The following is a 23,081-nucleotide window of genomic DNA, read 5'->3' as shown; positions in this document are numbered from 1 at the left end:
GAGAGGTTCTCCTTCGATCAATCCGCGAAAATTCTGACGTCAGCCGCATCCCAGCCGAGCTCGACTGTATCGCCCGACGAGACCGGGCGGCGGTCGGCGGCGTCGGCGGTGACGCGCACCAGGAACGGCTTTGGCGACAGGGCGGTGCGGACGTGCAGCTGCAGATCGAGTCCCTGATAGGCCAGCGCCTCGACCGCGCCGAAGATACGGTTGGCCGTTTCTGCCGATGGGAACAGCCGGATGCGTTCGGGCCGCACTGAAGCTAGCGCCGCAGCGCCGGGCGAAATTGTTGCGGGAACATCGCCGGCGATCCGCACGCCGTTGCTTGCCAGCACGCCGTCGCCGGCGGCTTTGCCCGGTACGAAATTCATGACGCCGATGAAGTCGGCGACGAAACGGTCCCCCGGGTGCTCGTAGACCGCATGGGGTGTATCGCATTGCAGCAGCTTGCCGTCCCTGAGCACTGCCATACGGTCGGCCATGACGAGCGATTCCTCCTGATCATGGGTGACGATGACGAAGGTGATGCCGACCTCGTGCTGCAGCCGCTTCAGCTCCAGTTGCATGGCCCCGCGCAATTTCTTGTCGAGTGCACCAAGCGGTTCGTCGAGCAGAAGCAGCCGTGGTCGCTTGACCAGCGCTCGGGCAAGCGCGACGCGCTGCTTCTGCCCGCCAGACAATTGCTCCGGCTTGCGGTCGGCGAAGGCAACGAGTTCGGTCGTCGCCAAAATGGCGTCGACACGGGAGCGGATTTCCTTTGCAGGCAAGCGTTCCATTTCGAGGCCGTAGGAAACATTCGCCCTGACGCTCATATGCGGAAACAGCGCATAGGACTGGAACATCAGATTGACCGGCCGCTTATTGGGCGGGGTCCTGGCGATGTCACGGCCGTCGAGCAGGATGCGCCCGTCATTGGGCGTCTCAAAGCCGGCCAACATGCGCAGCAGCGTTGTCTTGCCGCAGCCCGAAGGTCCAAGCAAGGCGAAGAACTCGTTCTCGCGGATATCCAGCGAAACGCCGTCGACCGCCGTCACCCGGCCGAACTTCTTCGACACGTTGTCGATCGCCAGCAGCGTGCGGGGCTCGTTCATTGGCCGATCACCCCACGGTTGAGCCGCTGCGACAGGGTCAGCGCGGTGATTGAGACCGCCATGACGATAGTCGCCAAGGCATTGATCTCCGGCGTGATGCCGAAGCGAATCATCGAATAGATCTGCATCGGCAGCGTGGTCGAGGCGCGGCCGGCGCCGGCGGTGAAGAAGGCGATGATGAATTCGTCGACCGAAAGGGTGAAGGCGAGCAGCGCGCCGGCGACGACGGCAGGCAGGATCACCGGCAACATCACCCGCCGAAATGTGGTGAGCGCGGAAGCACCGAGATCGGCAGAGGCCTCGACGATCGACCAGTCGAAGCTTTTCAGCCGCGCGCGCACCACGGAGCAGACGAAGGCGAGATTGAAGACGACATGGGCGAGGATGATGGTGTGCAGGCCCAAGGTGAGATCAAGCATCGAGAAGAAGCTGAGCAGCGCGATCGCCAGCACGATGTCGGGAATGATCATCGGCGCAAAGATCAGCGCCTCGAGACCTTTGCCGTATTGCCGGCGTATTTCGACGCCGATCGCCAGCAGCGTGCCGAGCAGCGTGGCGATGGCGGTCGAGACAAGCGCCACGATCAATGTGTTGAGCGCGGCAGAAAGGATTGCGGCGTTTCCGATTAGCGAGACATACCATTTCAGCGAAAAGCCCGACCAGACGGTCGGCAGCCCGCCTTGGTTGAACGACAGCGCCACCAGCACGGCGATCGGGATGTAGAGGAAGGCCAGGACCAGTGAAAGCACGAGCCAGAGCGCGCGCCTCGTGGCGAGGGAGCGCTCACCCATCGGCGCCTCCTCTCGCTTCGGCGGCACGGCCCGAGGCGCGATCAGCAGCCAGGGCCTGCGCCGTCAGCACCAGCAGCATGATGGCGATCAGCACCATTGCCAGTGCCGCACCGAAGGGCCAGTCATTGGCGGTCAGGAACTGCTCGTAGACGACATTGCCGATCATCTGGAAGCGCCCACCGCCGAGCAGAGCAGGGGTCACGAAATTGCCGATCGACAGCACGAAGACGAAAACAGCGCCGGCGGCGATACCCGGCACGGTCAGTGGCAGGATGACCCGGCGAAATGTGGTCACGGCCGACGCGCCGAGATCGCGCGAGGCCTCTGCGAGCTCCGGATTGAGCCGCGACAGCGGCGCGTAGCAGGCCAGGATGACGAAGGGCAGATAGTTGTAGACCAGACCGGCGATGACGGCGCCTTCGGTATAAAGCATCGACGGCGGCTCGCCGGTGTAGCCGAACCAGCGCAGCAGTTGTGTGATCAGCCCTTCGCGGTTGAGCAGCACGATCCAGGCATAGGTACGGATCAGGTAGTTGGACCAGAAGGGCAAGACGGCAAAGAACAGAAACACCGGCTGCAGTTGCCGGGGTGCTGCCGCGATCGCATAGGCGGCGGCATAGCCGATCACCACCGCGACCAGGGTTGCCGTGCCGGCAATGCGCGCCGAATTGAGGAAGATGCCGGCATAGAGCGGGTCGAACACCAGCCCGAAATTCTCCAGCGTGAAAGTGTAATCGATGCCGCCATAGATGCCGCGCCGGAAGAAGGCGAGCGCCAGCACCAGCGCGCATGGCACGACCATCAAGGCGGTGAGCCAGGCCAGCGCCGGCGTCATCAGCAAGAATGAGCGAAGTCTTGTTTGGGACAAGATTGCGGTACCGCATTCAACGGTCGGCGGCGAAACCCCGCCGTCGACCGGGATCTCTGATTTTGATGTCGGTTATTGCGCGGCCTTGATTTCGCTGACGATCTTCGAGTAGTCGCGTTGGGCATCGCCGACATCGCGCAACTGCTCGAACTTGACCAACTCTGCCACCGGCATGCTCATATTGGGAAATTTGGCGAGAAAATCCGCCGGCAGGCTTTCCATAGCCGGCTTGTTCGGTACCTTGTAGTCGATGTTCTGGGCCGCCCAGGCGTGGTTCTTGGCGTCCAGCATGAAGTTGATGAACTGGAAGGCGGCGTCCTTGTTGGCCGATGCCTTCATCACGACCATCGTATCGACCCAGAGATCCGAGCCTTCTTTCGGTATGGTGTATTTAATTTGTGGATTCTCGGCGATCCCGTAATTGCACCAGCCATCCCAGGCCTGAACCATCAGCGCCTCGCCCGAGACCAGCTTTGAATAAAAGGTCGTGTCGTCATAGGCCAGCAAGGTCTTCTTGGCCGAGATCAGCAGGTCCTTGACTTCGCCGAGCTTTGCCGGATCGGTCTCGTTCACCGAATAGCCCTTGGCGAGTTGGCCGGCGGCAAGCAGCCAGCGGTCGGTCGCCAGCATCGTCGTCTTGCCCTTGAGCGCATCGGACGGGGCGAGAAGGTCGTTCCAGCTGACCGGCTCCGCCTTCACCAGATCCGAACGGTAGCAAAGGCCGGTGGTGCCCCAAGTGTAGGGCACGGAAAAATTGTTGCCGGCGTCGTGCGGCAGCTTCGCCGCCTCGGGATAGAGATTAGCGAGGTTAGGGATCTTGGCATGGTCGATCGCCTCGATCAGGCCGAGCTTGTTCAACACTTCGGCGAAGGGCGAGGAGACGAAGACCACGTCATAGCCCTTGCCGCCGGACGCGACGAGCTTGCCCATGATCTCCTCGTTAGTGGCGTGAACCACGACTTCACCGGAGACACCGGTCGCCGCCTTGAAAGCTTTCATGGCATCCGGCGCCATGTAGCCGTCCCAGTTGGAGATAACGAGGTCGGAGGCAGCCGCCGGCGCTGACAGCGCCAGGCCAAGGCCAAGTGCGATCAAGGACTTCCTTAACGGACGGTGCCGCAGGTGGGTGGTGGTCATGACAGACTCCCATTCTGGTTGATCATCGAACTAGTCGTCGGACCAGCGCCTGCAGCCGTAGCCGCTTTGATCCTGTTCCCCGGTCTTTTTATTGCCGATTGATCTCACAGTACTATTGCAGAAAAAAGTACGTCAATCCATAATTTGTCAAACTACGGTGAATCCCGGCCGATCGCATCCGCAAGGGCAATCGGCCAAACCTCAGCCGCCAAATCCTTCACGAGAATTGCCATGCAAGTTGCAGCTCGACGTCCCCGCACCAACCATCTCGACCTTGCACAGCGCATTCTCGATGTGGCCCGGAAACGCGGCTTTGAACCCGGCGCTCATCTCCCGGAGCAGCAGATCGCTTCGCTCTGCAACGTATCCCGAACTCCGGTGCGGGCCGCGCTGCGTCTGCTCACTGAAAAAGGCGTGGTTCGATGGGAGGCTGAGTCCGGCTATCGCTTGGCGGTAGACCTCACGAGCCAGGCGACCGTCGCCGCCGACCTGCCGAGCGCCGAGGAGGATGAACTTGCCGACATGATCCTGCGAGACCGCTCGGCGCGCCGGCTGGACCAGACGGTCACCGTCGGAGCGCTGATGCGACGGTATAATGCCGAGCGCAGGACGGTACTAAAATCGCTGAAGAAACTGGCCGAGGAAAATCTTCTGGACCGCGCGCCGGGGCAGTCCTGGCTTTTCAGGAGAGCGCCGGACGATCTTGGCGCACAAGGGGAGAGCTATGAATTCCGGCTGTTGCTGGAACCCGCCGCCCTTCTGGAGCCTGGGTTCCGACTGGATGGGACGCGCGCGGCAGCCTTGCGACAGGGCATGGAAATGCTGCTGGCTCTTCCCGACGCGGCATTCGATTCCAGAGAGTTCCAACGGCTGGACATCGATTTTCACGGGATGATCGCCGGTGGCTCCGCCAACCGCTTCGTCGCCGAGGCGTTGGCCGATCATCTCCGGCTGCGCCGGCTGCCGGGAACGTATGCCGGCGTCAATGTCTTCCGGCTGAAGCAATCATTGCGCGAGCATCTGACCATACTCGACCATCTGGAGAGCCAGCAGTACGAGGTTGCAGCCGATCTGCTTCGGGTCCATCTGCGGCTTTCACGCAGCCAGCGACCGCAGGCGGCTAGTCGCGGGGCGCCCGCGCTGTTCGGCATGATCAGCCGGCCGGAATAACGTGGATCATGCGCAAAGGCAGCCCGACCATCGCACTGTTTCCGGAAGCGAGCTTCGGCGCTGCGCTGAATTGCGTTGGCATAGCGCAGGCCCTGCGCGCTCGTGGCGCCCGCCCGGTGTTCATCTGCCATGCCGGCTTTTCTGGCGTGTTCGCCGACTATGGGTTTCAGGAATACCAGTTGCCGACTGATGACCCGTTGACCGACAGCGAACGCCAGAGCTACTGGCAGGCCTTCGTGCGCCGTCATCTGCCGCATTTCAGGCTGAGCCCCATCGATCAGCTCGAAACCTACGTTGCCCCGACCTGGCAAGCAATTGTAGACACTGCGGTCAACGCCGAGGCGCCACTGCGCCAATTGCTGGCGCGGCTGAAGCCGGACGCCGTGGTGCTCGACAACGTCGTCATGTTCCCGGCATTGGCGACCGCCGGCTGCCCGTGGGTGCGCGTCGTCTCCTGCGCCGAAACTGAGCTTCCAGATGCCAATGTGCCACCCTATCTGTCCGGTCTCGCCGCCGACGACCCGAGCCGCGCGGCGTTCGAGGCGCGCTACCTGGCAGCGGTCGCTCCAGCCCATGACCGCTTCAATCGGCTTCGGACCGACGCCGGTCTTGCGCCCTTGCCGACGGGTCTTTTTCTGGAACCTTCGCCCGCCCTCAATCTGCTGCTGACCCCAACGATTGTGCGAAGGCAGCGCGCCGAGCCGCTCGACCCTGCCAGCTTCGTCTATCTCGAAGGCTGCGTTCGCTCGGAAGGGCCGTTCGACGTGCCGGTTTTTCCGCGCGATGGCGGACCGCTGGTTTATGTCAGTTTCGGTAGTCTTGGCGCCATGGATGTCGGCCTGATCCAGCGGATGCTCGCCGTTTTCGACAGGCTGCCGGCCCGCTTCATTGTCAACGCCGGAGGTCTGCGCGACAGCTATCGCGCCGTTCCGGACAATGTCTATCTCGATGCCTGGTTTCCACAGCCTTCGGTCGTGGCGAAATGCGACCTCTTCATTCATCATGGTGGCAACAACAGCTTTTGCGAAGCACTGCGTTTCGGTGTGCCGTCGCTGGTCATGCCCTATTGCTGGGACGGGCATGACAATGCGCAACGTGCCGAGGAAACCGGCGTCGGGCGCCACATCAGCCGCGATGGCTGGACGGAAGACGAATTGGAGCGAAGCATTCTCGGCCTGATGGCCGATGCTGCAATGCGCGCACGCCTCCGGGAGAATGCAGTGCATATGGCGCTGACACCCGGAACGGACGTGGCTGCCGAAGCCATTCTCGCTCTCGCAAGGACCCGACCTGATGCTTGACACCACAACAACGGATGCCTCGACCATGAACGGCACCAACGACCCGAAAGACTGGTTGGCCGCTCACGCTGTCAGCGAGGTCGAGTGCCTGGTGCCCGACATGAACGGCGTGCTGCGCGGCAAGGCCCTGCCAGCGGCCAAGTTCCTCAAGGCGATCGAGGACCGAGCACTCTATCTGCCGAGCAGCGCGTTCCTGGTCAGCATCGACGGCCGCTATTCCGGTTCCGTCGACGAGGGGTTCGCCTACCAGGACCCCGACATGCGGATGGTGCCGGATGTCGCAACACTCTGTCTGGCGCCCGGTGGCGGGCCAGGCAAGGCCTATGTCTTCGCCGATGCGTTCCACATGGACGACCGGCCGTGGATGGCTTCGCCGCGGCACGTGTTGCGGGCCGTGCTCGATCTATATCGCCAGCGCGGCTGGCGGGCGGTGGTGGCGCCGGAGCTTGAATTTTATCTCACCGCGCCCAATCCCGATCCCGACAGGCCGGTGATGGCGCCGGTCGGGCGCAATGGCCGCTCCGAAAGCGTGCAGCATCCCTATGACATGGCGGCACTGGAGCAATTCGAGCCGGTGATCCGGCGCCTGTATGGCTATGCTGCGGCAGCCGGACTGCCGCTCGACACGCTCATCCATGAATCGGGCACGGCCCAACTGGAGATCAATTTCCTGCATGGCGACGCGCTGCCGCTGGCAGACAAGGTGTTGCTGTTCAAGCGAATGACGCGCCAGGCCGCGCAGGAAGGTGGCATGCAGGCGACCTTCATGGCCAAACCGATAGCCGCACAAGCCGGCAGCTCAATGCATCTCCATATGTCTGTCGTCGACGAGGCCGGCAACACGCTGTTTGCCGGGCGTGACGGCGCCGACACCGAGATGTTCGGGCATTTCATCGGCGGCCTGCAGAAATACATTCCCGAGGTGATGCCGCTGTTTGCGCCGAACGTGAATTCGTTCCGCCGCATCCGGCCGAACCACAGTGCACCCGCCAACATCGAGTGGTCGCACGACAACCGCTCCTGCGGTCTGCGTGTGCCGGCCGGCGGGCGCACCGCGCGGCGCGTGGAAAATCGGCTGCCCGGCGCCGATGCCAACCCCTATCTGGCGATAGCCGGCTCGCTGCTTTGCGGTTATCTCGGCGTCGAGGAGAAGATCGCTCGTTCGACGGAAGCGCCGGGCAATGCCTATCGCAGCAGGAGCACGCTGCCCAAAACCATGGAAGAGGCGCTCGACCGCTTCGCTGCGTGCGATCCGGTTCGGGCGGTGCTCGGCGAGGATTTCTTCCAGACCTATTTGCGCGTCAAAAGCGTTGAGCTCGACCTGTTCCAGAGCGTCGTCACCTCTTGGGAACGCGACCATCTGCTGCTCAAGGTGTGATGATGGGCTTCAATTCTGGGGGCTTCAACTCCGGCCTGGATATCGGCAAATCCTACTATGTCGCGACGGCCAATCCGGCTCCGGACCATCCGGCGCTGCAGGGCGACGTCGACGCCGATCTGGTGGTGGTCGGCGGCGGTTGTACCGGCCTCTCCGCAGCCTTTCATGCAGCCGAACGCGGCCTGAAGGTGGTGCTGCTCGAAGGCGGCAAGATCGGCTGGGGGGCGTCGGGGCGCAATGGCGGCCAGATGATCCCCGGCCTGCGCAAGGGCGCCAAGGGGCTGGTCAACCTATATGGGCCGGAACGGGGGAGGGCGCTGTTCGATCTCGCCTTCGAGGCGCGGGCCCTCGTGCTCGGTCTGATCGAGCGCCATGCCATCGATTGCGACCTCAGGCTCACCGGCCATCTGGCCGGTGCGGTCAACGGTTCCGACCTGCGCGACCTCGAAGAAGAGGCCGAGTGCCTTTCTACGGTGATGAACTTTCATGATGTCGAGATGCTGTCGGCAGCGCAGGCGCGCGGAATGGTGAACACACCTTATCACGGCGCGATGTACGAGAAGCTCGGTGGCCATATGCATCCGCTGAACTACACGCTCGGTCTTGCTCGCGCCGCGGCTGCGGCGGGCGTCACCATCCACGAGAATTCGGTGGCGCTGCGGCTGGAGCGGGAACCTTCCCCCCGGGTTTCGACGGCCAAAGGCTCGGTCCGGGCCAGGCATGTCGTACTGGCCGGCGATGCGCTGCTCCACGGGCTTGAGCCGCGCGTCAACAGCCGCATCATGCCGGTCGGCAACTACATCATCGCCACCGAGCCGCTGGGCGACACGACCGACGTCGTCCCAAGCAATGTGGCCGTCTCCGACACGCGCTTCGTCGTCAATTACTACCGGCTGTCGGCGGATGGACGCCTGCTGTTCGGCGGCGGCGAGCGCTATACGCCGTCGCCGCCCGCCGACATTGCCGGCTTCGTGCGGCCGCACATGGAAGAGACCTTTCCGCAATTGCGCGGCCGCCGCATCGATCACGCCTGGGGCGGGCTGGTCTCGGTGACGACATCGCGCCTGCCGCATGTCGGTCGCTATGGCGACGTCTATTTTGCGCATGGCTATTCGGGCAAGGGGGTGATCCTGTCGACGTTGTCGGGCAAGCTGCTCGCTGAGGCGATCACCGCGGATGCTTCGCGGCTCGATCTGTTTTCGACCCTAAGCCCGCTGCCGTTCCCCGGCGGTACGGCGCTGCGCGGCCCGCTCTATGTGCTCGGCATGCTTTGGTACGCAATGCGTGACCGCATCAAACATTGAGCGCAGGCATGCGCAATGAGGCCGAGCGCCGCCACCAAGCGATTAACGGCTGATTTCGCGGCGGCGTCCGACTTGATCGATGCTTGAATATGGTCCGCAGGCAATGGTCGCGAGTCGGTTCGTGCCCTGCTCCCGAAGCCTGAGCGCCGATAGACCTGCCTGCTATTTCCTCAGCTAATAGATCGATATGATTGCAGGATTAACTGTTTCATAGCCCAGGCGCGGCTCCGATTTGTCTTTCGAAATCGCGCTGGAGACAGTTCCGGTTGAACTGCAATCCAATTTTGTTTCCCTGTTTTTCTTGATCGTGCTGCCCGACAGGTCGGCGCCGGCCGACGTTACTTCTGTACTGACCACTCTCTTTTTCTCGTGCGCAACGGCGGCGGTGGATACGGCAATCACAATTGCCGCGCAAACAATCGTCAATCTCATTGTTTCCCCCTTAGAGCACCGCAAAAATGTGGTCGACTGCCTTAAGACGCCGGCGAAGGCGGTATTCGCGCCTGGCCGGCCCATGCAGCTTCCGACTGCACAAGATTGTAACTACATTAGCTGCAGCGCAAGTAACCATTTCGGACTAGGGAACGGGTTCCCCTTCGATCGAAAGCGCTGGGCTGCCGGCGAAAAAGCAGGCGTTTTAGACTAGCCGTTCTCGCCGCCGAGCGCCTTCCAATTTTGGGACAGAGGTTGGCTGATGCCCTTAAACTCACGGCTACGCATTGGTTGGATCTATGCAGCGACAAGGCCAACCTTGGCAAAGCCTCTACATAGTCACCTTCGGGCAGCACCAGTCTTGGAATTCACGCCCTCAAGCAAGGCGAGCAGGCCTTTCAGAATTTCGATTGGCGGCGGCGGACAACCTGGAATGTGCAGATCGACAGGCAAGGCCTCGGACACTCCGCGCACCACCGCATAGCTGCCGGCGAAACAGCCGCCATTGCCTGCGCAATCTCCCAGTGCGACCACCCATTTTGGGTTGGGTGTTGCGTCGTAGGTCCGCTTCAATGCCTCGCGCATGTTTTTTGTGACCGGCCCGGTGACGAGCAGTACATCGGCATGGCGCGGTGATGCGACGAACCGGATCCCAAAACGCTCGATGTCATAGAAGGCGTTGTTCAGCGCGTGCATCTCAAGTTCGCAGCCGTTGCAGGAACCGGCATCGACCGCCCGGATCGACAGGCTTCGCCCCAATCGTTTGTGAGCAGCCCCATCGAGCGCGCGTGCGAGTTCGTCGACTGCCGTGCTGCTTGCCAACGGCGGACGCTCGGTGAGAGGGGGGCGTATCAGGCTTTCAAAAAGAAGCTTGCGCATGACAGCGTGCCTTCAGAGATCATGGCCCGAATAAGAGCAGTTGAACGATTTGTTGCACAGCGGAAAGTCGGCAACGATGTTTCCTTCGATCGCCGCTTCAAGGAGCGGCCATTGAAACCATGACGGATCACGGAGGTGACAGCGCTCGACCAAGCCGCCCTTGCCAATGCGCAGCCAGGCCAGAATGTCGCCGCGGAAACCTTCGACGAGCGCCATGCCTTCATGCGATCGGTTTGTCTGCGCGAAATCGACGCGGATCGGCCCCTCTGGCAGTTGTCGCAGGACTTGTTCGATCAGGGACAGGCTCTGTTCGACCTCGTGGATACGAATCCATACACGGGCGTTCACATCGCCTTCCTGGAGGAGAGGTACATCGAAGGCGAGTTCGCCATAGGGTGGATAAGCGAGATTGCGTCGGGCATCGAAGTCCCGACCGGAGGCCCGGCCAACGTAGCCTCCGGCGCGATATTGACGAGCGAGTTCCACCTTCAGCCGGCCAGTTGCGACAGTCCGATCCTGCAGCGACGCCGTGTTGTCGTAGAGCTCGACCAGCGCGGGAAACCGCTGCCTGATCTCTGCGATCAGGGACCTGAGCGCTGTCGTGCCCTCATCGCTCAGGAAGCTTGCCACGCCTCCGGGCACGATGCAGTCGCGCATCAAACGATGACCGAAGGCAGCATCGCTTGCCCGCAATACGCGCTCACGCAGCACCCCACAGTGGGCATGCATGAGCGCGAAGGCGGCATCATTGCAGATAGCGCCGATGTCGCCCAGATGATTGGCCAGGCGCTCCAACTCGGCCATGAGCGCTCGCAGCCAGACCGCGCGTGGGGGAACCTGGACACCCAGCGCCGCCTCGACCGCGCGGGCAAAAGCGAGGGAGTATGCCACGGTACTGTCGCCAGAGGTTCTGCCCGCCAATTTGGCTGCACGGTCGATGTCGGACCCCGCCATCAGGCCTTCTATACCCTTGTGCGCGTATCCGAGGCGCTGCTCCAGCCGGACGACCGTTTCACCGCTCGCCGTGAACCGGAAATGGCCCGGCTCGATGATGCCGGCATGCACGGGCCCGACCGGGATCTGATGCAGGCTCTCCCCCTCGGCAGGCAGGAAACTGTACGGGAAGGCTGTCGCGGCAGACGTCCGGACGCGGGTACTCAACGGATAGCTGACACCCCAATGGCCATGATCAAGCCACCGTCTCGTATCAGGCGCGCCTTGTGGCAGGAGCCCGAACAGGTCAGCAGCCGCACGTTCGAGCCGCAATGCGGGCGGATGCAGCCGGCCGACCGATGGGTAGCGGCCACTGGGGCATTCCAGGCTGACGACGCCGATGTCCCCGGCGCTTTCATCGAGAAGTGCCATGTGGACGGCGCCTGGCTCACCCCATAGGCCGAGCAAGCTCCAGTGGCCCTCGGCCAGTTGCTCGACGGCAAAGCCCCATTTTTTCGGAGTCACCACGGCGCGTGACCACGGGAAATGATTTTCGACACGTTGGCCAGCAAGGATGAGGTCGATCAGCGCGGGCATGCTCTTTCTCTCCTCTGCTCACCCCAGGATACTTGCGACGTGCTGGAACCATGTGACCAGCGGTGGCGGCAGATAGATGCCGGCGGCAAACACCAACGCCAAGTGGGAATACATTGGAATGTAGGACGCCTCGGCGGGTGCAGTGCTGCCGCGCGGTTCGCCGAAAGCGACGCCGGTCAGTCGAAGCAGCAGGGCGCCGAAAGCGAGCAGAATCCCGAAAACCAAGGGCATCGCCAAAAGAGGGTGTCTTGCAAATGTCGAACTCACGACCAGGAATTCGCTCATGAAGATACCGAGCGGAGGGAGGCCGGCAATGGCAACGACGCCGATGACGAGCGCCCAGCCAAGGGCAGGATGTGTTTCCGTCAGTCCCCGGATTTCGGCGATGTTCTGTGTCCCCTTGACCTGGGCAATGTGGCCGACCGTGAAAAAGATCGCCGACTTGGTCAGGCTGTGCATGACCATGTGCAGCAGCCCGGCAAAATTGGCGAGCGGGCCTCCTATGCCGAAGGCGAACACGATGATGCCCATGTGCTCGATCGAGGAGTACGCGAACAGGCGTTTGATGTCGCGGCGGCGGTAGAGCATGAAGGCCGCGAAGACAAGCGACGTCAGTCCCATCGTGATCATCAATGGCCCAGGAGCGATCGCTTCCGGGCTTGCCGCGAGCAATAGCTTGAAGCGCAGCACGGCATAGAGTGCGACGTTTAACAGCAAGCCCGACAGCACTGCGGAAATCGGCGTTGGACCCTCAGCATGCGCGTCTGGCAGCCAGGCATGTAAGGGCGCAAGGCCGACCTTCGTCCCGTAGCCGAGCAGCAGAAAGATGAAGGCGACATTGAGCAGAGCCGGATCGAAGCGCGCGGCGTGAGCGATGAGCACCGTCCAGACCATCGCATTCGTCCCCTCGCCAACAACCGGCTGTGCAGCCATGTAGACGAGGATGGTACCGAACAGTGCGAGCGCGATGCCGACGCTGCCCAGAATGAAATATTTCCAGGCTGCCTCCAGCGCTTCGTGCGTGCGGTAGATGCCGACCATGAGCACGGTGGTCAGCGTGGCAAGCTCCACCGCCACCCACATCAAGCCAATATTGTTCGACACGAACGCCAGGTTCATGCCGAACATCATGACCTGGTACATTGCGTGATAAAACCGCAAGTTCGGGACTGTCAGCCGCCCGCTCTCCAGTTCGTGGGCAATGTAGGAAGCGCTGAAGACGCTGGTGGTGAAGCCGACGAATGTGTTGAGCACGATGAAGACGATATTGAGATCGTCGACGAGCAGATACTGCCCAGGCTGCGGGCGGTCGGTGACAAGAAGCGACAGTGCGGCGAGCAAGGTCAGCAAGCTCGCCGCGACATTGACGCCCGCCGATATCCGGTATTTCGGCAGCGCCGCCAGAAGTGCGGCCGCGAAGACCGGTATCAGCAAAATGGCGGCCACCGCATCGAGGGAAAACGCGGTCAACGGTGTTCTCCCCTGTAGTCGTCGAGCGCGCCGACATCCACCGAGTCGAACCTCTCGCGGATGCGGAACAGGAAGACTCCGATGACGATGAAGGCGATAAGGATCGAGAAGGCGACACTGATCTCGACGACCAGAGGCATGCCCTTGGCCCCCGTGGCGGCGAGGACCAGACCGTTCTCGAGCGACATGAATCCGACAACTTGGCTGACGGCGTTGCGGCGGGTGACCATCACCAGCAGCCCCAGCAAAATGATGGACAGCGCGAAAGCCAGGTCCTCGCGGGCGAGGGGATCAGCCTCGGGAGTGACGCGCAGCATCAGGACCATGGACAAGGTCACCAGGCCTATCCCCGCAAGCATCGTCGTACCGATGCCGACGGCGGTCTCGACGTCACGATGGATGCCGAGCCGCTGAATGATGCGATGAAGCCCGACAGGAATGACGATCGCCTTGAAGACGAGGGCGATTGCCGCCGTGACGTAGAGATGATGCGCGTCCTGAATGTATGCCTGCCAAGCTACGGACAGGGCCAGCACGATTGCATGAAGCGCAAAAACGTTGATCAGAGCAAAGAGGCGATCCTGATACAGCATCATGAAACTGACCAGCACCAGGCCGCCGGCGAGCAGGTGAGCGATGTCGAAGGTGAGGCCGTTCATCAGAGGCTCCGCGAGACGAACAGCAGGAGCGTGCCGAGCAGGGCCAGCATCAGCGCTGCCCCGAGGAAATCCGGGACGCGGAAGACGCGCATCTTGGCGATGGCAGTCTCAAACACGGCGAGGAGAACGCCACAGACGGCAAGCTTGCCGACATAGGCGACGACACCCGGAGCAAGGGATTCCAGTCCTGCACCGGCGCTCGCCAGTCCCCAAGGTAGGAAGACGCAGGAAATCAGCGACACATAGAGCAGAAGCTTGAGGAAGGCGGCAAACTCGATCATCGCCAGATGGCGACCGGAATATTCCAGCACCATCGCCTCATGAACCATGGTGAGTTCCAGATGGGTCGATGGGTTGTCCACGGGTATGCGGGCGTTTTCGGCGATCGCCACCATCACGAGGGCGATGAGCGACATCCCGAGCGACACCCGCAAGCCAACCTCCGGTGACCCCATGAAGGCGGCGACCGTTGAGAGTTGCGTAGCACCCGCGACGAGCGCCAGGCTGAACACGATGAGCAGCATGGCGGGTTCGGCCAGCGAAGCGATCATCACCTCGCGGCTCGAGCCGATGCCGCCGAAGCTCGTGCCGACGTCCATGCCTGCCAGCGCCAGGAAGAACCGGGCGCTTCCCAGCAGTGCGACAATGGCTATGAGATCGGCGGTCCAACTGAATGTGAGGCCGGCGGCGAATGTCGGGATGAGCGCCGCGCCGACCCAGGTGGTGGCAAAGATCAGATAGGGCGTCACGCGAAACAGCCAGGATGCGTTGTCCGCCAGAACGACTTCCTTGCGCATCAGCCGCAAGAGATCGCGGTAAGGTTGGATCAGGGAAGGACCCTGGCGGCGCAAGAGCCGTGCCTTCACCTTGCGCACGAATCCGGTCAGGAGCGGCGCCAGCAAAAGCACCAGCGCCATCTGCGCGCCTTGAACGGCCAACTCGAGAATCACGGCCATAGTGCGAGCACCAGGAGCAGGACAATGAGAAAGAGAAAGACGAGGGTCAGGTAGCGCCTGATCGTCAGGAACTGCAGATGGTTGAGGTGGTCGGTCGCAAAGTCGAGGGCCCGGCCGATAGGCAGGTACAGCGTCTCCCAGATCACATCATGCATTTCGACATTCAGACGAGCCGGACCGGTCTCGCCAGGTGCCGGCATTTCGACGGTTTCCCTTGCACGGAATACGAACGTGCCGAAGACGCGGCGGATAGGCTGCGCGAAGCTGACGGCCGTGTACTGCGAGCTCGGGACCACATCCGGGAAGCCACAACCCCAGGCGGGACCCCGACGGAGTGCATGTGATGCAAAGCGATGGATCACATATGCCGCAGCGGATGCGGAAAAGGCGATGAACAGGAACACCAACAGGCCGTTGTAGGAACTGCGGCTCGCTGCAATCGGCACGATAGACAGCCAGGGCTGGGCCACCTGCACAGGCATCCGACTGCCGATCAGTGGCAGTGTCACCGATGAGAGGCCGTCTATCACAAGACCGGGCAGAATGCCGGCCAGGAGACAAAGGGCAGCGAGAATGAACATTGCCGCCAGCGAGTAGCGGTCGACCTCATGCGCCAGTTCCACCGCGGCCGAGCGTGGCCGGCCGAGGAATGCAATCCCGAACGCCTTTACAAAGCAGGCCGCGGCCAGTGCCGCTGACAGCGCCAGCAGACCGCCAACGGCGGGCACCATGACCTTCAGTCCCCATTGTGGCAGATCGGGGCTCTGCAATATGGCCTGAAAGGCCAGCCATTCGGAGACGAAGCCGTTGAAGGGTGGAAGTGCCGAGATCGCGACGCAACCGACGAGAAAGGCAAAACTTGTAAAGGGCATGCGGTGGATGAGACCGCCCAGCTTCTCCATATCCCGCTCTCCGGTTGCCGTCAGCACGGCGCCCGCGCCGAAAAACAGCAGGCTCTTGAAAAAGGAATGGTTGAGGACGTGGAACAGCGCGGCGGTGAGCGCCAGCGCTGCAGCCGATGGCATGGCGTTCGCCTTGAAAGCGAGCGCGAGACCAAGGCTTACGAAGATGACGCCGATGTTTTCAATGGTGCTATAGGCAAGCAGTCGCTTCAGGTCCTTTTCCATCAGCGCGTAGAGGATGCCGAGAACCGCCGTCAGCCCGCCAAGGAAAAGCACGGCAACGCCCGACCACCATGCCGGCTCACCGAGCAGATCGAAAATAACGCGTATGAAGCCATAGACTGCGACCTTGGTCATCACGCCGCTCATCAGAGCCGAGACGTGGCTTGGCGCGGCCGGATGGGCGAGTGGCAGCCAGACGTGCAGCGGGACGAGTCCGGCCTTGGAGCCGGCGCCCAGCAGCATGAGAACCAGGACGAAAGCAGCGGCGAACGGGGTGGGATCGGCGGCTCGCATCGCGTCGAATGTGTAGGTTCCATCGGATCCGGCGAGCAGGCCGAACGCAAGCAGCAGCGCGAGTGTGCCGAAGCTCGCCATCACGAGATAGATGTAGCCCGCCCGCGCATTGTCCTGCTTGCGATGGTGCGCCATGACGAGCGCCCAGGAGGCGAGCGACATGAATTCCCAGGAAAGCAGGAAAGTGAAGGCGTCGTCGGCCACCACGACAAGGTTCATTCCGGCTAGGAAAGCCGGGAAGAACGGCAGCACCCGATGCGGCGCAGACTCATGCCTGCCGTAGCCGAGGCCATAAAGACTGGCCATGGAGCCGCCGAAGTTGACGACGATGAGGAAGAAAGTCGACAGCGCATCCAAACGGAAATGAGCGCCAATCCATGGCAATCCAAGAGGCAACACCACAGTCGACGGGGTGACGGGATTGTCGGCGATGCGGCTCGCGAGAACCATGAGCACGGCCGCCGATATACCTAGCGTCAAGCCGTAGATCAGGCGTGTTCCCGAGTCGGATCTGCGGCTTTCCGCAATCGCAAGCACCGCAGTCCCCAGGAGCGCAGCGACGCCCCACAGGAGGACCGCGGCCCCCGAAATCACGCCACGCTCCTCACGGGGAGTTTGGCATCCGTATCGACTCCGCCAAGGATTTTGGCGGGGTCAAAATCCGCTTTCAGTCGCACGCCGCGCCCACCGATTTGGCTGGAGGCGCCTTCAGCGATCAATTCCACACCGGCGAGGTCAAGTGCCCCGATCAGCTTCATGAGAGAATCGACGTTACCCCGAATAATCGACTCGCTGGCTTCCATGCGTTGAATTGTCGGCACGGAAAGACCGGACAATTCGGCAAGCCTGCGCTGGTCGATGCCAAGGAGCGCCCTCGCGGCACGCAACTGTGGAGCAGTTATCACGGTCGCGTCCCCCTTTTGATCAGCTTTGAGATATTATCTCTACGTCTTGCAGCATATATTAAAATGCGGCGCATTCAATTAGTGATGCGTGACGCATCTGTCTTGAGGCTGTAGAAAACCGGGCGATACGCCCTGCCTCGAACCAAAGCCATGCGGCCATTCCCGTCACGGCCAGTCTTGTCGCCAGCCATCTCGGATTTGCGCGTGATGGGGCTGGCAATGGGCCCTTATCTCGGCCGGCCACTCGATTGGAGCCGCCGCGGGCGCGTCGGCTATCTCTTCGACCTCACTCTACGCTATGAGTGGGTATGGCTGAGTTCGCTTGCTCTTGTCGTTGGGCCGATCTCATCGTGTTCGTGCTTCAGGATCGGCCAAAACAGATAGCTGCCGAAATCCAGGAACAGCGCCTTCGCGAATGTGCTGCCAAATCTGGCATGCGGCAAAGCTCTGCAGCGCTACTGCCAAAGCCGCCTCATGCGAACGGAGACGTCCTCCAGGACTGGCATGGAGGCCAGCACGAGGAGAATGGCCGCCAGAAACAACGTCGCCGCGAAGCCGACATGCTTGAAACCCACAGCGCCGACGACGCCGCCGAGAAAGAACAATGCTGGTCGTCACGCTCTCGCTTTATGCCATCCAGAACGCCCTGCTCAGCCGCAGCGGCGCCGGTCTGCGAGGCCCGGATGTCCTCCCCGCGATCAACCACCACCAGCCGGCTTGGCCGCTTCGGCCTCGGGCTGACGGCCATGATGGTGCTGGCTTTCCTCATGGCGCCGCTGATCATCATCGTGCTGTTCTCGTTCAAGAGCAGCGGCGATTTCACCTTTCCCATCACCGGCTGGTCGCTGAAATGGTACCGCGAGTTCTTCTCGATGCAGACCTGGATGGATGCCCTGCGCAACAGCCTGGTTCTGGCTGTCTCGACGACACTTTTGGCGACGCCGCTAGGCACCATGGCCGCGCTCGGCCTCGCGGCGCCTAATCTGCCAGGTCGGCGCACGATCTCCGCCTTGCTGCTGGTGCCGATGATCGCGCCGGTGGTCATCGTCGGCGTCGGCATGTATTTCGTCTTCTCGATGGCCGGCCTGACCGCGACCCTTCCCGGCCTCATCCTCGGCCATACCTCGCTCGCCGTTCCCTTCGTCGTGGTGACCATGATTGCGTCCACAGCGCTCGGCCGCTCGAATCGATAGCGCCGGCCGTCCCGACAAGGAACCCCTCGGCTTCTGGCCACGGGTTTGTCGATCAAACGCATGTTGCCCAAAACTGCACAGCGGCTCGGGACAGCGGCTCGGATTGAAACAGGAGCACAAAAGCGCGTCAGCGGATCGTGGTCTATCGCGTAATAAAGCCTTTCAGGAACGCGGCTAGCGATGGAAGTCGAGTTAATCCTGATCGTCCAGCAAAGCGATGGCATCGAACGGTTGTTCGCGCGGCACCCGGATTTCGGCGCCGATACTTTGAAGGCTGGCAAGGAGTGCCGACACCCTTTCGGGCTCTTCCGGGTTCTGTTTCAGCACGCCGCCGGCAAGTCGGGTCAGCGGGCTATGGAGGAATTGCCGCTAGCGGGCAAAGGTGATGCGGATCGCTCCATAGGGTCCGAAATCGGCAGCGATAGTGTCACTGTGGCGACACTCCACGGGCCGGATGAACGAGCCCGACAGCACGGCCTGTCCGGCGGATATCTGCATGCCGTACTGATGCAGCCGGTTGGCCAGCCAGGCGATGCCCTTCGCCGGATGATCGAGCACCCCGGCGCCGAGCCCGGTCTCTTCGACCTCGCCATTGCGCGACAGGATGGCGCCGATCCAGCGCAGGTCGGCCTCGCGCGGTCCGGCACGACGGCCGCCGACGACGACGCCGGCATTGGCGGCATTGTCGGAGATGGTGTCGAAGAAGGTCCGTATCCTGCCGCTCTCCTTGTTGACGCGCTCGATACGGGTGTCGAGGATCTCCAGCGCCGGCGTGATGTAGTCGGTGGCGTCGAGCACGTCGTCGATCGACACGTCCGGACCGGCCAGCGACGCCTTCATGACGAAGGCGATCTCGGCCTCGATGCGCGGCTGGATGAAGCGGCCGGCTGGAACGGTGCCGCCGTCATCGAAGAACATGTCGTCGAACAGCACACCGGAATCCGGAATGTCGATGGCGAGCGCCGACTGCATCGCCTTGGAGGTCAGGCCGATCTTCCAGCCTTTGATCGTCAGGCCCGAGGCCACTTTTCGTTTCACCAGCGCCGCCTGGACGAGATAGGCGTCATCCATCGTCGCCCCGGGGAAATCAAGGCTGAGCAGCCTGATCTGGCGGCGGTCGCGCTCGGCCTCGAACAGCCTCGCGGCCGCGTCTTCGACCTGTTCTGGCGTCATCATCGGCCGGTCCCTTCGTCGACGACGCCGTTGCTGAGCAAGCCAATGCCGTCGGCCTCGACCTCGATCACGTCGCCCGGCTTCAGCCAGATTGGCGGGTCGAACCGGGCGCCAGCGCCGGTCGGCGTGCCGGTGACGATGACGTCGCCCGGCGCCAGCGTGGTGAAGGTCGAGATGTAGTTGATGATCTTGCGGAAGGAAAAGATCATGCGGCCGGTGCGGTCCTGCTGGCGAACCTCGCCATTGACGCGCGTGGTCAGCGCGATGTCAGCGATCTGTGCCTCGTCGGTGAACGGCACAAGCCAGGGGCCGATAGAGCCGGTCCGGTCGAAGTTCTTGCCCTGCGTGACGTTGAACTTGGCATGCCGCACCCAGTCGCGGATGGTCCCTTCGTTGCAGAGCGAAAGTGCTGCGATATGGCCCAGCGCATCCGCCTCGGCGATCCTGCGGCCGCCCTTGCCGATGACGATGACGATCTCGCCCTCATAATCGAGCTGCGGCGATTCCGACGGCCGCACCAGGGGCGTGCCATGGCCGACGAAGGAGCGCGGGAAGCGGATGAACAGCGACGGGTTCGAGGGTGCGGCCTGTCCGTCCTTGTACTCCTCGTTGCGGTCCGGATAGTTGACGCCGACGCAGATGATCTTTTCGGGCGAGGGGACGGGTATCTCGTAGGCGATGGCATCGAGCGGGAAATCGGCGGCGAAAGCGTCCGCCTCTTCCGCCAGCCGTCGCAGTGCGCCGGCCTCTATCACCTCGCGCAAACTCGGCCACTGTGCGTGTCGCGCCGACAGGTCGACGCCGCCCTTGTCGGTGATTGCGCCGTAGCGCGTTTTGCCGCCAACGGTGAAGGTGGCGAGACGTGCCGCGCTCATTTGTTTCCCCTGCAGTTAGCCGACGTCACGGCGCGACGATCGGCGAGGCCGCCAGATCGGACTTGCGCGGCTCGACGCCGGCAAAGGTGCTGCCTTCCTCGAACCAGCTCTTCGGCGCCGGTGCGCCCCACAGCGTCTGGCGCTGCGGGTCCTTGAGGTCCCATTTGATCGGCTCTAGGTCGGGATCTACCGTCTGGTAGTCCGAGCAATAGATCTCGATGCGGTGATTGTCGGGATCACGGATATAGAGGAAGAAGGCGTTGGAGATGCCGTGCCGGCCGGGGCCGCGCTCGATGTTCGGCAGCCAGCCGGTGGTGGCCATCAGGTCGAGCAGATCGATGATGTTGAGCGGTGTCGGCACCCAGAAGGCGACGTGGTGCAGGCGTGGGCCAATGCCGTTGGTGAAGGCGATGTCGTGGACACCGCCCTTGCGGTGCGTCCATGCCGCCCAAAGTCTTCCGGTCGCGGCATCCTCCGTGTACTCGGTCACGCGGAAGCCGAGCTCGTTGTAGAACGCCACCGATTCATCGACATTGGGCGAGAAGCAGTTGAAGTGGTCGATGCGCAGCGGCTTGACGCCCTTATACAGCGCATACTTCTGATGGATCGGCGGCAGCCGCTCCATTCTGGAATAGAATTCGAGCGGAATGCCGTGCGGGTCGCGGGTGCGGAAGGTACGCGACTGGTAGGGCCGCTCGACCCATTTCACAGGCAGGCCCCTGGCTTTGAAGAAGTGCTCGGCCTTGTCGAGATCGTCGTCGGAAAACAGCTTGAAGCCGAGGTCGCGGGCTTCCGGCGCGGCACCTTTCCTGAGCACGATGCAATGGTGGCCGCGCTCTTCCATGGCGCGCAGATAGATGGCGTCCTTGGTCTCGTCGGTCACCTGCAGGCCGAGCGTGTCGACATAGAACGCGCGCGACTTACCGAGGTCCGTAACAGCCAGCTCGACGTGGCTGAGCCGCACGATGTTGAATGCCGGGTAGAGATTGGGTGTGGGCAAGGGCATCGTTGGGGTCTCCGGTCAGCCGCCGAGCTTCTGGATGGAATGCGGCGCCGTGGCGAACGCGATGTTCTTGGTTTCCATGTAGAAATCGAACGACCAGTCGCCGCCGTCGCGGCCGATGCCTGAGTTCTTGGCGCCGCCGAACGGCGTCGGCAGGTGGCGCACATTCTCCGAATTGACCCAGATCATGCCGGCGTCGAGCGCGTCGGTGAAGCGGAAGGCGCGGGTGACGTCCGAGGTCCAGAGATAGCCGGTCAGGCCGTATTGCGTGTCGTTGGCCAGCGCCAGCGCCTCGGCCTCGTCCTTGAACGAGATGGCGGTCAGCACGGGTCCGAATATCTCTTCCTGGGCGATGCGCATCTTGTTGGTGGCGCCGACGAACAGCGTCGGGCTGACATAGCAGCCGCCGCCCGGACCGGCGAACTTGCCGCCGCCGGCGGCGACGACAGCGCCTTCCGACTTGCCGATCTCGATATAGGACAGCACCTTTTCCTCATGCACCGGATGGATCAGTGGGCCAACCACGGTTTCGGGGTCGAGCGGATGGCCTATCCTGATGCGCTTGGCCTTCTCCGCCACCAGCGCGGTGAACTTGTCGTAGATGCTTTCCTCGACCAGCAGGCGTGAGGACGAGGTGCAGCGCTCGCCGTTCAGCGAATAGATCATGAAGACGGCAGCGTCGGCCGCCCGCTCCAGATCGGCATCGGCAAAGACGATGACCGGGTTCTTGCCGCCGAGTTCGAAATGCACGCGCTTCAGCGTGTCGGCACCCTGCTTCATGATCATCGAGCCGGTGCGGCTTTCGCCGACGAAGCCGATCGCCTTGATGTCGGGGTGTTCGGTCAGCGCTCTGCCGGCGTCCTCGCCAAAGCCGTTGACGAGGTTCCACACGCCCTTCGGCAGGCCGGCCTCCTCGGCGATCTCGACCAAAAGCCGCGCGGTCAGCGGCGAGAACTCGGCTGGCTTGTGGACGATCGTACAGCCGGCGGCGAGCGCCGGCGCGATCTTCCAGGTCGAGAGCATGAAAGGTGTGTTCCACGGCGTGATCACGCCGACCGGGCCGACCGGCACGCGCGTCGTCATGTTGACCTGGTTCGGTGCGCGGATCGTGTGGCCGTCGCGGGCCTCCGGCGCGCGGTCGGCGTAGAAGCGGAAGTTCTCCGCGCCGCGCAGCGCTGCCTTGGCCATGAACTTCAATGACTGGCCGGTGTCCATGCATTCGACGAAAGCGATTTCCTCGGCCCGCGCGACGATGGCGTCGGCTATTTTGTGCAACTGCTTCTTGCGGGCGTCGCCTGATATCGCCGCCCAGTCGCGGAAGGCAGCCTTCGCCGCCTTGGCGGCGCGGTCGATGTCGGCGGCCTTGCCGCGTGCCACCTTGGCGATCGGCTTCAGGTCGATTGGCGACAGCGTCTCGTATGTCGAGCCGTCGGCGGCCGGCACGGTTTCGCCGCCGATCTGGTTGAGCACGCCAGCGCTTCTGAAGCGCTCGAGATAGGCCTCGGCCTTTCTCAGATTGTCGTCCAATGCCGCCATGATATGGGTTCC

General features: G+C 62.5%; 22 protein-coding genes. 5 read left to right on the top strand and 17 right to left on the bottom strand.

What is annotated here, in order from left to right:
* Positions 1-17: 17 nt before the first annotated feature.
* The 4 genes from NKH30_RS05590 to NKH30_RS05575 all read right to left on the bottom strand — a co-directional run bounded on the left by NKH30_RS05590 (position 18) and on the right by NKH30_RS05575 (position 3,887).
* Entirely contained in the window at positions 18-1,091 is a 1,074-nt protein-coding gene (locus NKH30_RS05590) for an ABC transporter ATP-binding protein (RefSeq protein ID WP_352539291.1), read from the bottom strand.
* A complete protein-coding gene (locus NKH30_RS05585; protein WP_352539290.1) occupies positions 1,088-1,882 on the bottom strand; it encodes an ABC transporter permease in 795 nt (264 codons plus the stop codon). The genes NKH30_RS05590 and NKH30_RS05585 overlap by 4 nt, the downstream gene beginning before the upstream one ends.
* On the bottom strand, positions 1,875-2,717 hold the full coding sequence (locus tag NKH30_RS05580; RefSeq protein WP_352539482.1) for an ABC transporter permease: 843 nt from the start codon (positions 2,715-2,717) through the stop codon (positions 1,875-1,877). Before NKH30_RS05580 ends, NKH30_RS05585 begins: the two co-directional genes overlap by 8 nt.
* Positions 2,718-2,822: 105 nt before the next feature.
* Complete coding sequence (locus tag NKH30_RS05575; RefSeq protein WP_352539289.1) at positions 2,823-3,887, bottom strand: polyamine ABC transporter substrate-binding protein; 1,065 nt, start codon at positions 3,885-3,887, stop codon at positions 2,823-2,825.
* 231 nt (positions 3,888-4,118) lie between these two features.
* Between NKH30_RS05575 and NKH30_RS05570 the strand changes: the two genes are divergently transcribed.
* Genes NKH30_RS05570 through NKH30_RS05555 form a run of 4 tightly spaced genes read left to right on the top strand, consistent with a single transcriptional unit; the run spans position 4,119 to position 9,040 of the window.
* Complete coding sequence (locus NKH30_RS05570; protein WP_352539288.1) at positions 4,119-5,057, top strand: GntR family transcriptional regulator; 939 nt, start codon at positions 4,119-4,121, stop codon at positions 5,055-5,057.
* Positions 5,058-5,062: 5 nt separating this feature from the next.
* Positions 5,063-6,358, top strand: a complete 1,296-nt coding sequence (locus NKH30_RS05565; protein WP_352767900.1) for a nucleotide disphospho-sugar-binding domain-containing protein — start codon at positions 5,063-5,065, stop codon at positions 6,356-6,358.
* A complete protein-coding gene (locus NKH30_RS05560; RefSeq protein WP_352539287.1) occupies positions 6,351-7,736 on the top strand; it encodes a glutamine synthetase family protein in 1,386 nt (461 codons plus the stop codon). Before NKH30_RS05565 ends, NKH30_RS05560 begins: the two co-directional genes overlap by 8 nt.
* On the top strand, positions 7,736-9,040 hold the full coding sequence (locus tag NKH30_RS05555; RefSeq protein ID WP_352539286.1) for an NAD(P)/FAD-dependent oxidoreductase: 1,305 nt from the start codon (positions 7,736-7,738) through the stop codon (positions 9,038-9,040). Before NKH30_RS05560 ends, NKH30_RS05555 begins: the two co-directional genes overlap by 1 nt.
* Before the next feature lie 174 nt (positions 9,041-9,214).
* Here the strand turns inward: NKH30_RS05555 and NKH30_RS05550 are convergent, their stop codons facing one another.
* The 9 genes from NKH30_RS05550 to NKH30_RS05510 all read right to left on the bottom strand — a co-directional run bounded on the left by NKH30_RS05550 (position 9,215) and on the right by NKH30_RS05510 (position 17,894).
* Positions 9,215-9,472 carry a hypothetical protein gene (locus NKH30_RS05550; RefSeq protein ID WP_352539285.1) on the bottom strand — a complete coding sequence of 86 codons (258 nt, stop codon included), beginning with the start codon at positions 9,470-9,472 and terminating at the stop codon, positions 9,215-9,217.
* Between the two features lie 339 nt (positions 9,473-9,811).
* Complete coding sequence (locus NKH30_RS05545; RefSeq protein ID WP_352452927.1) at positions 9,812-10,351, bottom strand: NADH-quinone oxidoreductase subunit B family protein; 540 nt, start codon at positions 10,349-10,351, stop codon at positions 9,812-9,814.
* Between the two features lie 12 nt (positions 10,352-10,363).
* On the bottom strand, positions 10,364-11,881 hold the full coding sequence (locus NKH30_RS05540; RefSeq protein WP_352539284.1) for a hydrogenase large subunit: 1,518 nt from the start codon (positions 11,879-11,881) through the stop codon (positions 10,364-10,366).
* An 18-nt stretch (positions 11,882-11,899) separates the two neighbouring features.
* The gene (locus NKH30_RS05535) at positions 11,900-13,351 is read right to left on the bottom strand and encodes a hydrogenase 4 subunit F (RefSeq protein ID WP_023675518.1); all 1,452 of its coding nucleotides are present in this window, start codon (positions 13,349-13,351) and stop codon (positions 11,900-11,902) included.
* The gene (locus NKH30_RS05530) at positions 13,348-14,010 is read right to left on the bottom strand and encodes a hydrogenase-4 component E (RefSeq protein WP_023675519.1); all 663 of its coding nucleotides are present in this window, start codon (positions 14,008-14,010) and stop codon (positions 13,348-13,350) included. The genes NKH30_RS05535 and NKH30_RS05530 overlap by 4 nt, the downstream gene beginning before the upstream one ends.
* Positions 14,010-14,966, bottom strand: coding sequence for a respiratory chain complex I subunit 1 family protein (locus tag NKH30_RS05525; protein WP_023675520.1), 957 nt, complete (start codon positions 14,964-14,966; stop codon positions 14,010-14,012). The genes NKH30_RS05530 and NKH30_RS05525 overlap by 1 nt, the downstream gene beginning before the upstream one ends.
* On the bottom strand, positions 14,957-16,978 hold the full coding sequence (hyfB, locus tag NKH30_RS05520) for a hydrogenase 4 subunit B (protein ID WP_502904263.1): 2,022 nt from the start codon (positions 16,976-16,978) through the stop codon (positions 14,957-14,959). Before hyfB ends, NKH30_RS05525 begins: the two co-directional genes overlap by 10 nt.
* Entirely contained in the window at positions 16,975-17,289 is a 315-nt protein-coding gene (locus tag NKH30_RS05515; protein ID WP_023675522.1) for a helix-turn-helix domain-containing protein, read from the bottom strand. Before NKH30_RS05515 ends, hyfB begins: the two co-directional genes overlap by 4 nt.
* Positions 17,290-17,744: 455 nt before the next feature.
* Complete coding sequence (locus NKH30_RS05510; RefSeq protein WP_352469632.1) at positions 17,745-17,894, bottom strand: hypothetical protein; 150 nt, start codon at positions 17,892-17,894, stop codon at positions 17,745-17,747.
* A gap of 78 nt (positions 17,895-17,972) precedes the next feature.
* On the opposite strand from NKH30_RS05510, the gene NKH30_RS05505 reads away from it, so the two are divergent.
* Complete coding sequence (locus NKH30_RS05505; RefSeq protein ID WP_352539283.1) at positions 17,973-18,482, top strand: ABC transporter permease; 510 nt, start codon at positions 17,973-17,975, stop codon at positions 18,480-18,482.
* A gap of 369 nt (positions 18,483-18,851) precedes the next feature.
* Here the strand turns inward: NKH30_RS05505 and hpaH are convergent, their stop codons facing one another.
* The 4 genes from hpaH to hpaE are packed head-to-tail and all read right to left on the bottom strand — an operon-like array spanning position 18,852 to position 23,069.
* Positions 18,852-19,658 (bottom strand): 2-oxo-hept-4-ene-1,7-dioate hydratase, encoded by an 807-nt coding sequence (gene hpaH, locus NKH30_RS05500; RefSeq protein WP_352539282.1) that lies wholly within the window; start codon positions 19,656-19,658, stop codon positions 18,852-18,854.
* Positions 19,655-20,530 carry a fumarylacetoacetate hydrolase family protein gene (locus NKH30_RS05495; protein WP_352469636.1) on the bottom strand — a complete coding sequence of 292 codons (876 nt, stop codon included), beginning with the start codon at positions 20,528-20,530 and terminating at the stop codon, positions 19,655-19,657. The genes hpaH and NKH30_RS05495 overlap by 4 nt, the downstream gene beginning before the upstream one ends.
* A gap of 25 nt (positions 20,531-20,555) precedes the next feature.
* Positions 20,556-21,536: a 3,4-dihydroxyphenylacetate 2,3-dioxygenase gene (gene hpaD, locus NKH30_RS05490; RefSeq protein WP_352469637.1), complete on the bottom strand. Its 981-nt coding sequence runs from the start codon at positions 21,534-21,536 to the stop codon at positions 20,556-20,558.
* Between the two features lie 15 nt (positions 21,537-21,551).
* On the bottom strand, positions 21,552-23,069 hold the full coding sequence (hpaE, locus tag NKH30_RS05485; RefSeq protein ID WP_352539281.1) for a 5-carboxymethyl-2-hydroxymuconate semialdehyde dehydrogenase: 1,518 nt from the start codon (positions 23,067-23,069) through the stop codon (positions 21,552-21,554).
* Between the last annotated feature and the right edge of the window lie 12 nt (positions 23,070-23,081).

This window comes from Mesorhizobium sp. M1273 (assembly GCF_040318195.1).
Taxonomy (GTDB): domain Bacteria; phylum Pseudomonadota; class Alphaproteobacteria; order Rhizobiales; family Rhizobiaceae; genus Mesorhizobium.
The sequence above is the reverse complement of the archived record's forward strand: the minus strand, read 5'-3'. Positions and strand labels throughout refer to the sequence as shown.

Coding starts and splice junctions, on each gene's coding strand:
- hpaD (WP_352469637.1), bottom strand. CDS start 21,536: ATGCCCTTGCCCACACCCAATCTCTACCCGGCATTCAACATCGTGCGG.
- NKH30_RS05590 (WP_352539291.1), bottom strand. CDS start 1,091: ATGAACGAGCCCCGCACGCTGCTGGCGATCGACAACGTGTCGAAGAAG.
- NKH30_RS05580 (WP_352539482.1), bottom strand. CDS start 2,717: ATGACGCCGGCGCTGGCCTGGCTCACCGCCTTGATGGTCGTGCCATGC.
- NKH30_RS05585 (WP_352539290.1), bottom strand. CDS start 1,882: ATGGGTGAGCGCTCCCTCGCCACGAGGCGCGCGCTCTGGCTCGTGCTT.
- NKH30_RS05575 (WP_352539289.1), bottom strand. CDS start 3,887: ATGACCACCACCCACCTGCGGCACCGTCCGTTAAGGAAGTCCTTGATC.
- NKH30_RS05560 (WP_352539287.1), top strand. CDS start 6,351: ATGCTTGACACCACAACAACGGATGCCTCGACCATGAACGGCACCAAC.
- NKH30_RS05570 (WP_352539288.1), top strand. CDS start 4,119: ATGCAAGTTGCAGCTCGACGTCCCCGCACCAACCATCTCGACCTTGCA.
- NKH30_RS05545 (WP_352452927.1), bottom strand. CDS start 10,351: ATGCGCAAGCTTCTTTTTGAAAGCCTGATACGCCCCCCTCTCACCGAG.
- NKH30_RS05525 (WP_023675520.1), bottom strand. CDS start 14,966: ATGGCCGTGATTCTCGAGTTGGCCGTTCAAGGCGCGCAGATGGCGCTG.
- NKH30_RS05555 (WP_352539286.1), top strand. CDS start 7,736: ATGATGGGCTTCAATTCTGGGGGCTTCAACTCCGGCCTGGATATCGGC.
- NKH30_RS05530 (WP_023675519.1), bottom strand. CDS start 14,010: ATGAACGGCCTCACCTTCGACATCGCTCACCTGCTCGCCGGCGGCCTG.
- NKH30_RS05505 (WP_352539283.1), top strand. CDS start 17,973: ATGTCCTCCCCGCGATCAACCACCACCAGCCGGCTTGGCCGCTTCGGC.
- NKH30_RS05540 (WP_352539284.1), bottom strand. CDS start 11,881: ATGCCCGCGCTGATCGACCTCATCCTTGCTGGCCAACGTGTCGAAAAT.
- hpaH (WP_352539282.1), bottom strand. CDS start 19,658: ATGATGACGCCAGAACAGGTCGAAGACGCGGCCGCGAGGCTGTTCGAG.
- NKH30_RS05495 (WP_352469636.1), bottom strand. CDS start 20,530: ATGAGCGCGGCACGTCTCGCCACCTTCACCGTTGGCGGCAAAACGCGC.
- hpaE (WP_352539281.1), bottom strand. CDS start 23,069: ATGGCGGCATTGGACGACAATCTGAGAAAGGCCGAGGCCTATCTCGAG.
- NKH30_RS05550 (WP_352539285.1), bottom strand. CDS start 9,472: ATGAGATTGACGATTGTTTGCGCGGCAATTGTGATTGCCGTATCCACC.